This window comes from Pseudomonas sp. G11, assembly GCF_029457515.1.
In the GTDB taxonomy this organism is placed as follows: domain Bacteria; phylum Pseudomonadota; class Gammaproteobacteria; order Pseudomonadales; family Pseudomonadaceae; genus Aquipseudomonas; species Aquipseudomonas gorinensis.
This window is the reverse complement of the sequence record NZ_CP120377.1, coordinates 371,700-385,595: the sequence shown is the minus strand read 5'-3', so window position 1 is coordinate 385,595 and position 13,896 is coordinate 371,700. Positions and strand designations below refer to the sequence as shown.

The window sequence follows — 13,896 nt, the reverse complement described above, 5'->3', positions numbered from 1 at the left end:
ACTGCTTCAGGACCCCCTCATGAAACCGCTGCAACCCGATACATTGATCCGCAACCCCCAAGGCACACCGGTGGTGGCGTCTGTCATCGTCAACCGCGAGGCGGCTCGCCTGTGGGACCTGGTGGGTCACTTTGCAGGCTTTGATGCCTTCATTCCTACCCTGTCGCACATCGAGATGACCGGTGTTGGCGTGGGTGCTTTGCGCACGAAGTATTTTCACGATGGCCACTGCGTCGTAGAGCAACTCAATAGCCATGACGATAAGGCCATGTGCATGACCTGGACCACGATCTACAACACCCTCGGCGTGGCCCATTTGTGGGCAGCGATGAGCGTGGAGGCCCTTGGCGCCGGAAGCGCACGGGCGACCTGGACCCTGATTGGCGAACCCATCGAGATGCCGCAGGCTGAGTTTGAAGGGTTTATCCAAGGGTTCGCCGACAGCGCACTGGAGAACGTGCGCCGGATGCTCGGCTAAGCAATAGGAGCGAGAAGCCTCGCTCCGATGCCATCAAGGTCAGATCTTGAAGCTGTCGACCAATTGCTTCAAGCGGCTGGCCTGCTGGGACAGTGCATCGCAATCCTTCAACGTTTCGTTGAGATTGGCCACGCCTTGTTGGTTCAGCAGATTGATCTGATTGATGTCGACGTTGAGGGTTTCCACAACAGCGGTCTGCTCTTCGGTGGCGGCGGCGACCGATTGGTTCATGCCGTCGATTTCAACGATGCGCTGCGTCACGCTGATCAGGCGCTCACCCGCCTGGTTAGCCACTTCGACACTCTCTTCGCTGGAGGTCTGGCTGGCGTTCATGGTGGTCACCGCCTCACGCGAGCCCACTTGCAACGAAGTGATCATTTTGTGGATCTCCTCCGCGGACTCCTGGGTGCGGTGGGCCAGGTTGCGCACTTCATCGGCAACCACGGCAAATCCACGACCGGCTTCCCCGGCACGCGCCGCTTCGATCGCAGCGTTGAGCGCGAGCAGATTGGTCTGTTGGGAGATGCCTTTGATCACATCGAGAATGTGGCCGATGTTGTCGGTGCTCGCGTTCAGGGTTTCGATCTGGGTGCAGGACTGGCTAATTTTTTGCGACAGTTCCGACATCGCCAGGATGGTTTGCTCCACTACTTTGCGCCCATCGTCAGCCTGCTCGCTGGCACCGCTGGCGTGCTGCGAAGCATCGGCGGCGTTACGTGCGATTTCCTGGGTGGCGGCCCCCAGCTCGTTAATGGCGGCAGCGACGCTGTTGGTCCGCGCACTCTGCTCGTCGGAGCCGATGATCGAGGCGTTGGAGGACGCCATCACACGCTGGGACAGGTCATGCACCTGGCGCGTCGCCGAAGACACTTCGGAGATGGACGCATGGATACGCTCGACGAATTGGTTGAATGCACTGCCTACCTCGCCAAACTCGTCCTTGCTGGTGACGTCCAGCCGACGGGTCAGGTCGCCTTCGCCCTGGGCGATATCCTGCATGGCAACACCCATGGTAGTCAGGGGCCGCAGCAAGACTTGGATCAGCAGGCTCAAGAGCACCGCGATCGCCACCACCGCAATCAGCATGGCAATCAACGCTGATGTACGGAATTTACCCAACGGGGCGTAGGCCTTGTCCTTATCGATCGACAGGCCAATGTACCAGTCTGCGCCTGGCAAGCCGCCGATAGGGGTGAACGCCAAAATGCGATCCTGCCCATTGAGTACCACGTCCTGACTGGTCTTTTCGATACGTACGCCGGTGCCAGGGTAGATGTCCTTGAGGTTCTTCATCACTTGGTCCTGGTCGGGACTGACGATGACCTGGCCGTCGCCGCTGACCAGGAACGCATGGCCGATGCCGCCAAAGTCCACCGAGTTGATAATCTTGACCAGGGTTTGCAGGCTCAAGTCACCGCCGACCACGCCCAGCAGTTCACCGTTCTTTTTCACCGGCATGGCGATGGTCACGATCTGCCCACCCACCGCCGCCATGTAGGGAGGGGTCAGCATAGTCTTATCGGCAGCCACGGCTTGTTTGTACCAAGGCCGCTGGCGCGGGTCGTAACCATCGGGCATTTTCGCGTCCGGGCGCTGTGTGAACACGCCGTTGGTCTGACCGACATAAGTGAACTGGAAGTTTGCAGTGAGCGCAGGTTGGTCGACCAAACCCGGGAGGTCCGCACCACTGCCTTGATGAGCAATGTTTTGCGCCAGGTTTTCGAGTACGAGTATTCGCCCACTCAGCCAGTTCTGCACACTGCTGGCGGTAAGTTCACCGGATTGCTGGATGGACGATTCCAGGTTTTGCTTGATGGTGCTGCGCTGCAGGTAGTCGTTGTAGAGCGTGAATAACGCGAAGGCCAGAACCACGACGCCTGACGCGGCCAACAGAATTTTATGACTGAACTTAAGATTCATTTCATCGACTTCTTTTGCCAAAAGGGTGGGCGTGCCGAGTGGAACATTCCATGTACGGTATAGGCGGACTCTCGGTTCGCTCTATTTCGGTGCACGCATGGCTCGTCAGGCTTTCGGCCAAATGGAGTGAAATCTTAAGCCTTTGTGCGAAACTTCCTCTTTTTGAGTGTGAAACCGACCAGTGGTAGCCAGCTAGCCCGTTGTTGCGAACCCCATTCGCAATATGAACGCTTGCGCGAAGCCCACCACTACAACGAATTAGCTTGGCCGCGGATGCAGGGGATGCTCTCGGTACGGGCCTATTATTTTCCCCATAAACGACAAAACCCCTGTCTGCGCAAGCAAACAGGGGTTTCGGAATTCAATCTTGACGATGACCTACTCTCACATGGGGAAACCCCACACTACCATCGGCGATGCATCGTTTCACTACTGAGTTCGGGATGGGATCAGGTGGTTCCAATGCTCTATGGTCGTCAAGAAATTCTGTGTACCAGTCCGTCGTTTAGCAACGTACTGATGAAATTCGTGGACTTCTACATAAACAAAACCCCTGTTTGCGTAAGCAAACAGGGGTTCTGGAATTTAATCTTGACGATGACCTACTCTCACATGGGGAAACCCCACACTACCATCGGCGATGCATCGTTTCACTACTGAGTTCGGGATGGGATCAGGTGGTTCCAATGCTCTATGGTCGTCAAGAAATTCGGGTACTGAGTCGTGGCCAGTTGGCCTCGCTTCAGCAAATTGGGTATGTGATAGCTTTCGGTGTTTTGTGAACTTCGAACTTTCGGTTCGTTTCGTCTTCACACACCGCAATCTGGTGCCTTTTCAGGTCAGCAAATTGCTTGGGTGTTATATGGTCAAGCCTCACGGGCAATTAGTATTGGTTAGCTCAACGCCTCACAGCGCTTACACACCCAACCTATCAACGTCGTAGTCTTCGACGGCCCTTCAGGGGACTCAAGGTCCCAGTGAGATCTCATCTTGAGGCTAGTTTCCCGCTTAGATGCTTTCAGCGGTTATCTATTCCGAACATAGCTACCCGGCAATGCCACTGGCGTGACAACCGGAACACCAGAGGTTCGTCCACTCCGGTCCTCTCGTACTAGGAGCAGCCCCTCTCAAATCTCAAACGTCCACGGCAGATAGGGACCGAACTGTCTCACGACGTTCTAAACCCAGCTCGCGTACCACTTTAAATGGCGAACAGCCATACCCTTGGGACCGGCTTCAGCCCCAGGATGTGATGAGCCGACATCGAGGTGCCAAACACCGCCGTCGATATGAACTCTTGGGCGGTATCAGCCTGTTATCCCCGGAGTACCTTTTATCCGTTGAGCGATGGCCCTTCCATACAGAACCACCGGATCACTAAGACCTACTTTCGTACCTGCTCGACGTGTCTGTCTCGCAGTCAAGCGCGCTTTTGCCTTTATACTCTACGACCGATTTCCGACCGGTCTGAGCGCACCTTCGTACTCCTCCGTTACTCTTTAGGAGGAGACCGCCCCAGTCAAACTACCCACCATACACTGTCCTCGATCCGGATAACGGACCTGAGTTAGAACCTCAAAGTTGCCAGGGTGGTATTTCAAGGTTGGCTCCACGCGAACTGGCGTCCACGCTTCAAAGCCTCCCACCTATCCTACACAAGCAAATTCAAAGTCCAGTGCAAAGCTATAGTAAAGGTTCACGGGGTCTTTCCGTCTAGCCGCGGATACACTGCATCTTCACAGCGATTTCAATTTCACTGAGTCTCGGGTGGAGACAGCGCCGCCATCGTTACGCCATTCGTGCAGGTCGGAACTTACCCGACAAGGAATTTCGCTACCTTAGGACCGTTATAGTTACGGCCGCCGTTTACCGGGGCTTCGATCAAGAGCTTCGCGTTAGCTAACCCCATCAATTAACCTTCCGGCACCGGGCAGGCGTCACACCCTATACGTCCACTTTCGTGTTTGCAGAGTGCTGTGTTTTTAATAAACAGTCGCAGCGGCCTGGTATCTTCGACCGGCATGGGCTTACGGAGCAAGTCCTTCACCCTCACCGGCGCACCTTCTCCCGAAGTTACGGTGCCATTTTGCCTAGTTCCTTCACCCGAGTTCTCTCAAGCGCCTTGGTATTCTCTACCCAACCACCTGTGTCGGTTTGGGGTACGGTTCCTGGTTACCTGAAGCTTAGAAGCTTTTCTTGGAAGCATGGCATCAACCACTTCGTCATCTAAAAGATAACTCGTCATCAGCTCTCGGCCTTAAGATCCCGGATTTACCTAAGATCTCAGCCTACCACCTTAAACTTGGACAACCAACGCCAAGCTGGCCTAGCCTTCTCCGTCCCTCCATCGCAATAACCAGAAGTACAGGAATATTAACCTGTTTTCCATCGACTACGCTTTTCAGCCTCGCCTTAGGGACCGACTAACCCTGCGTCGATTAACGTTGCGCAGGAAACCTTGGTCTTTCGGCGTGGGTGTTTTTCACACCCATTGTCGTTACTCATGTCAGCATTCGCACTTCTGATACCTCCAGCAAGCTTCTCAACTCACCTTCACAGGCTTACAGAACGCTCCTCTACCGCATCACTTACGTGATACCCGTAGCTTCGGTGTATGGTTTGAGCCCCGTTACATCTTCCGCGCAGGCCGACTCGACTAGTGAGCTATTACGCTTTCTTTAAAGGGTGGCTGCTTCTAAGCCAACCTCCTAGCTGTCTAAGCCTTCCCACATCGTTTCCCACTTAACCATAACTTTGGGACCTTAGCTGACGGTCTGGGTTGTTTCCCTTTTCACGACGGACGTTAGCACCCGCCGTGTGTCTCCCATGCTCGGCACTTGTAGGTATTCGGAGTTTGCATCGGTTTGGTAAGTCGGGATGACCCCCTAGCCGAAACAGTGCTCTACCCCCTACAGTGATACATGAGGCGCTACCTAAATAGCTTTCGAGGAGAACCAGCTATCTCCGAGCTTGATTAGCCTTTCACTCCGATCCACAGGTCATCCGCTAACTTTTCAACGGTAGTCGGTTCGGTCCTCCAGTTAGTGTTACCCAACCTTCAACCTGCCCATGGATAGATCGCCCGGTTTCGGGTCTATTCCCAGCGACTAGACGCCCTATTAAGACTCGCTTTCGCTACGCCTCCCCTATTCGGTTAAGCTCGCCACTGAAAATAAGTCGCTGACCCATTATACAAAAGGTACGCAGTCACCCAACAAAGTGGGCTCCCACTGCTTGTACGCATACGGTTTCAGGATCTATTTCACTCCCCTCTCCGGGGTTCTTTTCGCCTTTCCCTCACGGTACTAGTTCACTATCGGTCAGTCAGTAGTATTTAGCCTTGGAGGATGGTCCCCCCATATTCAGACAAAGTTTCTCGTGCTCCGTCCTACTCGATTTCATGACTAAGAGATTTTCGCGTACAGGGCTATCACCCACTATGGCCGCACTTTCCAGAGCGTTCCGCTAATCTCAAAGCCACTTAAGGGCTAGTCCCCGTTCGCTCGCCACTACTAAGGGAATCTCGGTTGATTTCTTTTCCTCAGGGTACTTAGATGTTTCAGTTCCCCTGGTTCGCCCCTTACACCTATGTATTCAGTGTAAGGTAACCATCTTATGATGGCTGGGTTCCCCCATTCAGACATCTCCGGATCAAAGTCTGTTTGCCGACTCCCCGAAGCTTTTCGCAGGCTACCACGTCTTTCATCGCCTCTGACTGCCAAGGCATCCACCGTATGCGCTTCTTCACTTGACCATATAACCCCAAGCAATCTGGTTATACTGTGAAGACGACATTCGCCGAAAATTCGAATTTCTCAACTAAGAGAACTCACAAATTTTACCTTAGCCTGATCCGTTACCAGTGAAAGTAACGTTCAGTCTATCTTTCTATCACATACCCAAATTTTTAAAGAACGATCTAATCAAAGACTAGAAATCAACATTCACCATCGCAGTGATGGAATGCTCATTTCTAAGCTTTCAACGTCTAGAAGCAGTAGTGGTGGAGCCAAACGGGATCGAACCGTTGACCTCCTGCGTGCAAGGCAGGCGCTCTCCCAGCTGAGCTATGGCCCCGTATTTCTACAGGCGTTTCCCACACAAAATTGGTGGGTCTGGGCAGATTCGAACTGCCGACCTCACCCTTATCAGGGGTGCGCTCTAACCAACTGAGCTACAGACCCAATTTCGGGCTGCTTCTTTATCGTCTTCTTCAATGAATCAAGCAATTCGTGTGGGAACTTATGGAGCAGCTGATGTCGTCGATTAAGGAGGTGATCCAGCCGCAGGTTCCCCTACGGCTACCTTGTTACGACTTCACCCCAGTCATGAATCACACCGTGGTAACCGTCCCCCCGAAGGTTAGACTAGCTACTTCTGGTGCAACCCACTCCCATGGTGTGACGGGCGGTGTGTACAAGGCCCGGGAACGTATTCACCGCGACATTCTGATTCGCGATTACTAGCGATTCCGACTTCACGCAGTCGAGTTGCAGACTGCGATCCGGACTACGATCGGTTTTATGGGATTAGCTCCACCTCGCGGCTTGGCAACCCTCTGTACCGACCATTGTAGCACGTGTGTAGCCCAGGCCGTAAGGGCCATGATGACTTGACGTCATCCCCACCTTCCTCCGGTTTGTCACCGGCAGTCTCCTTAGAGTGCCCACCATAACGTGCTGGTAACTAAGGACAAGGGTTGCGCTCGTTACGGGACTTAACCCAACATCTCACGACACGAGCTGACGACAGCCATGCAGCACCTGTCTCAATGTTCCCGAAGGCACCAATCTATCTCTAGAAAGTTCATTGGATGTCAAGGCCTGGTAAGGTTCTTCGCGTTGCTTCGAATTAAACCACATGCTCCACCGCTTGTGCGGGCCCCCGTCAATTCATTTGAGTTTTAACCTTGCGGCCGTACTCCCCAGGCGGTCAACTTAATGCGTTAGCTGCGCCACTAAGAGCTCAAGGCTCCCAACGGCTAGTTGACATCGTTTACGGCGTGGACTACCAGGGTATCTAATCCTGTTTGCTCCCCACGCTTTCGCACCTCAGTGTCAGTATCAGTCCAGGTGGTCGCCTTCGCCACTGGTGTTCCTTCCTATATCTACGCATTTCACCGCTACACAGGAAATTCCACCACCCTCTACCATACTCTAGTCAGTCAGTTTTGAATGCAGTTCCCAGGTTGAGCCCGGGGATTTCACATCCAACTTAACTAACCACCTACGCGCGCTTTACGCCCAGTAATTCCGATTAACGCTTGCACCCTCTGTATTACCGCGGCTGCTGGCACAGAGTTAGCCGGTGCTTATTCTGTCGGTAACGTCAAAACAATCACGTATTAGGTAACTGCCCTTCCTCCCAACTTAAAGTGCTTTACAATCCGAAGACCTTCTTCACACACGCGGCATGGCTGGATCAGGCTTTCGCCCATTGTCCAATATTCCCCACTGCTGCCTCCCGTAGGAGTCTGGACCGTGTCTCAGTTCCAGTGTGACTGATCATCCTCTCAGACCAGTTACGGATCGTCGCCTTGGTGAGCCATTACCTCACCAACTAGCTAATCCGACCTAGGCTCATCTGATAGCGCAAGGCCCGAAGGTCCCCTGCTTTCTCCCGTAGGACGTATGCGGTATTAGCGTCCGTTTCCGAACGTTATCCCCCACTACCAGGCAGATTCCTAGGCATTACTCACCCGTCCGCCGCTCTCAAGAGAAGCAAGCTTCTCTCTACCGCTCGACTTGCATGTGTTAGGCCTGCCGCCAGCGTTCAATCTGAGCCATGATCAAACTCTTCAGTTCAAACATCTTTGGGTTTTTAAGAAACCCTAAACTTGGCTCAGCAATCGTTGGTTACATCTTTGATTTCTCGCGGAGTAACTTGTGATGCTGATAATCTTGTTGACTATCAGTCTGACTCCACAAGCACCCACACGAATTGCTTGATTCAGTTGTTAAAGAGCGGTTGGTTAAGATCTTTCGTCTCAACCGAGGCGCGCATTCTACAGCAGCCTCATTTGCTGTCAAGTGATTATTTTCAGAAGTTTTCAAAGTTTCCTTTGTAACTTCAACCACTTGCGCTTCCGATCTCTCGTTAGCGGGAGGCGAATTCTACAGCGTTACACGCTGCTGTCAACACCTCTTTTTCTCCGCTTTCGACCGAGAGGATCGAAACGTTAATAGAGCCAAACTACACCACTCTACCAACTCCTTCTGGGCTTCGATGAACTGAAGCAGGCCGCTGTCGAATCTTGCGTAACTCTTTGTTTACCAAGGAGTTTTCCGTTTCGACTGCGCCGGAAGTGGGGCGAATTATAGACTTCCAGAATCTGCCGTCAACCCTTTATTTTGCTTTCTTATCAATTAGTTAACATTGATTAAAAAACCACCAAACTGTTTTATATGGGACCCGGGCGCTCCTATATAGAAGAAGCGTTATTTAGATAACCCCCGCCTCTCTTAAAGCAGCCACGCTAGCCGGACCCAATCCCAGTACCTCCTGGAGTACCTGAACTGTATGCTCCCCCAGCAGTGGAGGCGCACTGCGATATTCCACAGGTGTCTTGGAGAGTCGGATCGGATTGGCAACCTGAGGCACACTCCCTGCCAGCGCATGGGGCAACGCCATCGCCAAACCACGCGCCTTGACCTGCGGATCAGCAAACACCTGCGCCAGATCATTGATTGGCCCACACGGAACCCCCACCCGTTCGAGTTGCAATACCCACTCACTCGTCGTCTTGAAGACCGTCGCCTGGCGAATCAGCGGGATCAGCGTCGCGCGGTTGGCAACCCGCGCCTGATTAGTGGCAAACCGCGGGTCATTCGCCCACTGCGGTTGCCCGGCGACTTCAGCAAACTTGCGAAACTGTCCGTCGTTACCCACGGTCAGGATGAAGTCACCATCTGCCGTTGGGAAATCCTGATAAGGCACGATATTCGGATGCGCATTGCCCAGGCGCTTGGGTGACACTCCCGTCGTCAGGTAATTCATCGCCTGATTGGCCAAGCAAGCCACCTGCACGTCAAGCAGCGCCATATCGATATGCTGGCCACCGCCGTCGTGATCCCGATGAGCAAGCGCTGCCAGGATCGCCACGGTCGAGTAAAGCCCTGTCAGGATGTCGGTCAGCGCGACGCCAACCTTCACTGGCCCGGCACCTTCATCGCCTTCTGGCCGACCGGTAAGACTCATCAGCCCGCCCAGCCCCTGAATCATGAAGTCATAACCAGCCCGAGCCGCATAGGGCCCTGTTTGACCAAAGCCCGTGATCGAGCAATAGATCAATTCAGGATTGATCTCCTTGAGCGACTCATAGTCCAGGCCATAAGCCGCCAGACCACCCACCTTGAAGTTCTCGATCAGGATATCGGACTTGGCTGCGAGGTCACGCACCAGCTTCTGCCCCTCCGGCTGCGTGAAGTCGATAGTCACCGACTCCTTATTACGGTTAGCCGAGAGGTAATACGCAGCTTCACTGGTGTTCTCGCCATACGCATCCTTAAGGAAGGGCGGCCCCCAGGCCCGCGTGTCGTCGCCACTACCCGGCCGCTCAACCTTGATAACCTCAGCCCCAAGGTCCGCAAGAATCTGCCCGGCCCAAGGGCCCGCCAGGACTCGCGATAAATCCAGTACCCGCAGGTGCGAAAGCGCGCCCATGCCCATGCTCCTATTAATAGAACGCCTGAAGGCCGGTTTGCGCACGCCCAAGAATCAAGGCGTGCACATCATGGGTACCTTCGTAAGTGTTCACCACCTCCAGGTTGACCAAATGACGCGCCACACCAAACTCATCGGAGATCCCGTTGCCACCCAGCATGTCCCGAGCCATGCGCGCGATGTCCAGGGACTTGCCGCACGAGTTGCGCTTCATGATCGATGTGATCTCCACCGCCGCCGTGCCCTCATCCTTCATACGGCCCAGGCGCAGGCAACCTTGCAGGGCCAAAGTGATCTCGGTCTGCATGTCAGCCAGCTTCTTCTGGATCAACTGGGTCGCCGCCAACGGACGACCGAACTGGTGACGATCAAGGGTGTACTGGCGAGCGGTGTGCCAACAGAACTCGGCCGCGCCCAAGGCCCCCCAGGAGATGCCGTACCGCGCCGAGTTCAGGCAAGTGAAAGGCCCTTTCAACCCACGCACATCGGGGAAGATGTTCTCTTCAGGCACAAACACGTTGTCCATCACGATCTCGCCAGTAATGGACGCACGAAGTCCGACCTTGCCATGAATCGCAGGAGCGCTCAGGCCCTTCCAGCCTTTCTCCAGGACAAAACCGCGGATATCCCCCGCATCATCCTTGCCCCACACCACGAACACATCGGCGATCGGGCTGTTGGTGATCCACATCTTGGCGCCCGTCAGGCTGTAGCCACCATCCACCTTGCGCGCACGTGTAATCATCGCGCCCGGGTCGGAACCGTGGTTGGGCTCTGTCAGACCGAAGCAACCGATCCATTCACCAGAGGCCAACTTCGGCAGGTATTTCTGTTTTTGCGCTTCTGTACCGAATTCGTTGATCGGCACCATGACCAGTGACGATTGCACACTCATCATCGAGCGATAGCCGGAGTCGACACGCTCCACTTCGCGAGCGATCAACCCGTAGCTGACGTAGTTCAAGCCACTGCCACCGTACTGCTCTGGAATCATTGCGCCGAGCAAGCCGGTTTCGCCCATCTCACGGAAGATCGCAGGATCGGTTTTTTCATGGCGGAAAGCCTCGAGTACGCGCGGCGCCAATTTGTCCTGGGCAAATTGCTGCGCACTGTCGCGCACCATGCGTTCTTCCTCGGTGAGCTGTTGATCCAGCAGCAGTGGATCGATCCAGTTGAAGCTTGCCTTGCCAGCCATGAATAAGTCCTCGCAGAGAAAGTCAGTAGTCGTGCAAGGAGCCTAGGCCGGACGGCCGCAGAGGGCAAACGAGGTTTCCGCATAGGGTTGTGCTAATTTCTCACTTCGAAAAGACCGAGAAGGGCGCATACGCGCTTTATAAGTGAGTACAAGGTACATGCGTAGAAAAATCCCCAGCACCACTGCCCTTGTCAGTTTTGAAGCGGCAGCCCGCCACGAGAGCTTTACCAAGGCGGCGCAAGAACTTTCCATCACCCAGGGCGCTATCTGCCGACAGATCGCCAGTCTTGAGGAATTTTTAAGTGTCGAGCTGTTTCGACGCTCTCGGCGAGGCGTCAAACTGACGGAAGCGGGGCTCTCCTACAGTCGTCGAGTCGCGACGCAATTGGACGCAGTGGAACGCGATACGCTGTCCGTGATGGGGCAGCAGGGGGCAAACGTCATCGAACTGGCAGTGGTCCCGACCTTTGGGACTCAATGGTTGATCCCTCGCCTCAAGGACTTTCAACGCCAACATCCCGAAGTGACGGTGAACCTCACCAACCGCACGCGCCCCTTTCTGTTTGCCGACACAGAATTCGATGCTGCGATCTACTTCGGCGATGCCGACTGGTCTGGTACCGAATCCCACAGGCTGATGGGCGAGAATCCTGTCCCCGTATGCAGCCCCAGGCTATTAAGAACCCGTACGCACTTCAGCCCCCAGGAAATTGCCGAGCTGCCACTGCTGCAGCAGACGACTCGCCCCTACGCCTGGCGCCAGTGGTTCAACGCCCAACAGTTGAACATCCCCCGCGACATGACAGGCCCGAGATACGAGCTATTCTCGATGTTGTCCCAGGCGGCCATGCATGACATGGGCATCGCGCTGATCCCACCTTTCCTGATCCAACGAGAGCTCGACGAACACCAATTGGTCATCGCAAGCCCCAACGCACTGAGCAGTTCCAAGGCGTACTACCTGATGATTCCAGAGAGAAAAGTTGAGTCCGCCTCACTGCATGCGTTCAGAGACTGGCTCGTGGACCAATCACAGCGCTACATCCCCAGCATTTGAAGACCATAGCTAATTTGCTGACCTTGTAGTCAGCTATTTTTATATCCTACAGATATACGTATATGTCGCCTTTTAACAGACTGTACTTGTCCTCCAGAAACATGACTCAAAGCCATGACTTTGCTGGCTTTGAGCAATTATCTTCGGCCAATGCTCGACTATTCACCGGGACGATGACAAAAACCTCAAAAATTGCCTGAACACCTTTAAATACCTGTATTTAAAGAGGTTATTTCAAAGTGTTGCGACAATCAGTCACAGGGTGACTTGTAGTTAATTTTTCGTCACCCGTCATAATCCCTTGATGGCCGTAAAGTTCGCCTGCAAAATGCCGCGCCCCGCTGTCATTTCAGCGGGATCGTGCTGATCGGCCGCCCCAGATGCGCCACCCACGGTGCACTGGCCTTTTTACAAAAAGATCAAAAGCAAAAAGATCATGCAGGAGATTTGACGTGCACATTGGTGTTCCTCTCGAAACCCAGACCGGTGAAACACGGGTGGCTGCCACCCCGGAAACCATCAAGAAGCTGATCGGCCAGGGCCATAAGGTCACTGTACAAAGCGGCGCAGGTGTTAAGGCCAGCATCGTCGACAGTGCCTATGAAACGGCAGGCGCGACCATTGGCAGTGCCGGCGACGCGTTTGGCGCCGAGCTGATTCTCAAGGTGGTCGCCCCCAGCGACAGCGAACTGACGCTGATCAAAAGCGGCACCGTGTTGGTGGGCATGCTCAATCCGTTCAGCAACGAAATCATCACCAAGCTGGCCGAACACGGCATTACTGCCTTCGCGCTCGAAGCCGCGCCGCGCACCTCGCGCGCCCAAAGCCTCGACGTGCTGTCGTCGCAGGCCAACATCGCCGGTTACAAGGCTGTGTTGCTCGCCGCCCATCACTACCCACGCTTTATGCCAATGCTGATGACCGCTGCAGGTACTGTGAAAGCCGCACGCGTGCTGATCCTCGGTGCTGGCGTTGCCGGCCTTCAGGCCATCGCCACGGCAAAACGCCTGGGTGCCGTGATCGAAGCGTCCGACGTGCGTCCCGCCGTCAAAGAGCAGATCGAATCCCTCGGCGCCAAGTTCGTCGACGTGCCCTACGAAACTGACGAAGAGCGTGAATGCGCCGTGGGTGTCGGCGGCTATGCGCGCCCAATGCCAACCAGCTGGATGCAACGCCAGGCCGTGGCCGTGCACGAACGCGCCAAGCAAGCCGACATCGTTATCACCACTGCGCTGATCCCTGGACGCAAGGCACCGACCTTGCTCAGTGCCGACACCGTCGCGCAGATGAAGCCCGGCTCGGTGGTCATTGACCTCGCCGCCGCCCAGGGTGGCAACTGCCCACTGACCGTCGCTGACCAGGTGGTGGTCGAAAACGGCGTGATCATCTGCGGCCCGACCAACCTGGCCGGCGCCGTTGCCGCCGACGCATCGGCCTTGTACGCGCGCAACCTGCTGGACTTCCTGAAGCTGGTCTTCAACAAGGAAGGGCAGTTTGAAATCAACCTCGAAGACGACATCGTCGCCGCGTGCCTGATGTGCCGCGACGGCCAAGTCATCCGCAAAAACGCCTAAGCAGGGATTC

At 54.8% G+C, this 13,896-nt stretch carries 6 protein-coding genes, 2 tRNA genes and 4 rRNA genes; 3 read left to right on the top strand and 9 right to left on the bottom strand.

From position 1 onward, the window contains the following. Window positions 1-19 precede the first annotated feature (19 nt). Window positions 20-478, top strand: a complete 459-nt coding sequence (locus P2T68_RS01730) for an SRPBCC family protein (RefSeq protein ID WP_277378938.1) — start codon at window positions 20-22, stop codon at window positions 476-478. Between the two features lie 39 nt (window positions 479-517). Here P2T68_RS01730 and P2T68_RS01725 read toward each other — a convergent pair whose 3' ends face one another. The 9 genes from P2T68_RS01725 to P2T68_RS01685 all read right to left on the bottom strand — a co-directional run bounded on the left by P2T68_RS01725 (window position 518) and on the right by P2T68_RS01685 (window position 11,255). Next, window positions 518-2,398: a methyl-accepting chemotaxis protein gene (locus P2T68_RS01725; RefSeq protein ID WP_024072661.1), complete on the bottom strand. Its 1,881-nt coding sequence runs from the start codon at window positions 2,396-2,398 to the stop codon at window positions 518-520. Between the two features lie 365 nt (window positions 2,399-2,763). Then, window positions 2,764-2,879 (bottom strand): 5S ribosomal RNA (gene rrf, locus P2T68_RS01720). A 108-nt stretch (window positions 2,880-2,987) separates the two neighbouring features. Continuing rightward, a 5S ribosomal RNA gene (gene rrf / locus P2T68_RS01715) occupies window positions 2,988-3,103 on the bottom strand. A 157-nt stretch (window positions 3,104-3,260) separates the two neighbouring features. Further along, window positions 3,261-6,152 (bottom strand): 23S ribosomal RNA (locus tag P2T68_RS01710). A 247-nt stretch (window positions 6,153-6,399) separates the two neighbouring features. Next, a tRNA-Ala gene (locus P2T68_RS01705) sits at window positions 6,400-6,475 on the bottom strand. Between the two features lie 30 nt (window positions 6,476-6,505). After that, window positions 6,506-6,582, bottom strand: a tRNA-Ile gene (locus P2T68_RS01700). Between the two features lie 83 nt (window positions 6,583-6,665). Continuing rightward, a 16S ribosomal RNA gene (locus P2T68_RS01695) occupies window positions 6,666-8,202 on the bottom strand. The 16S, 23S and 5S rRNA genes sit together here with 2 tRNA genes alongside, the layout of an rRNA operon. Window positions 8,203-8,839: 637 nt before the next feature. Further along, complete coding sequence (locus P2T68_RS01690; protein WP_150054991.1) at window positions 8,840-10,060, bottom strand: CaiB/BaiF CoA-transferase family protein; 1,221 nt, start codon at window positions 10,058-10,060, stop codon at window positions 8,840-8,842. Window positions 10,061-10,073: 13 nt separating this feature from the next. Continuing rightward, complete coding sequence (locus P2T68_RS01685; RefSeq protein WP_024072659.1) at window positions 10,074-11,255, bottom strand: acyl-CoA dehydrogenase; 1,182 nt, start codon at window positions 11,253-11,255, stop codon at window positions 10,074-10,076. A gap of 157 nt (window positions 11,256-11,412) precedes the next feature. Here P2T68_RS01685 and P2T68_RS01680 point away from each other — a divergent pair, with 157 nt between their 5' ends. Together P2T68_RS01680 and P2T68_RS01675 are read left to right on the top strand one after the other, a co-directional pair. Next, window positions 11,413-12,312 carry a LysR family transcriptional regulator gene (locus tag P2T68_RS01680; RefSeq protein ID WP_024072658.1) on the top strand — a complete coding sequence of 300 codons (900 nt, stop codon included), beginning with the start codon at window positions 11,413-11,415 and terminating at the stop codon, window positions 12,310-12,312. Between the two features lie 452 nt (window positions 12,313-12,764). Beyond that, window positions 12,765-13,886, top strand: a complete 1,122-nt coding sequence (locus tag P2T68_RS01675) for a Re/Si-specific NAD(P)(+) transhydrogenase subunit alpha (RefSeq protein ID WP_024072657.1) — start codon at window positions 12,765-12,767, stop codon at window positions 13,884-13,886. The last annotated feature ends 10 nt before the right edge of the window (window positions 13,887-13,896 follow it).

What these genes read in the sequence shown, in the direction of transcription:
- P2T68_RS01725 (WP_024072661.1), bottom strand. Translation starts at nt 2,398, where the DNA reads ATGAATCTTAAGTTCAGTCATAAAATTCTGTTGGCCGCGTCAGGCGTC.
- P2T68_RS01680 (WP_024072658.1), top strand. Translation starts at nt 11,413, where the DNA reads ATGCGTAGAAAAATCCCCAGCACCACTGCCCTTGTCAGTTTTGAAGCG.
- P2T68_RS01730 (WP_277378938.1), top strand. Translation starts at nt 20, where the DNA reads ATGAAACCGCTGCAACCCGATACATTGATCCGCAACCCCCAAGGCACA.
- P2T68_RS01685 (WP_024072659.1), bottom strand. Translation starts at nt 11,255, where the DNA reads ATGGCTGGCAAGGCAAGCTTCAACTGGATCGATCCACTGCTGCTGGAT.
- P2T68_RS01690 (WP_150054991.1), bottom strand. Translation starts at nt 10,060, where the DNA reads ATGGGCGCGCTTTCGCACCTGCGGGTACTGGATTTATCGCGAGTCCTG.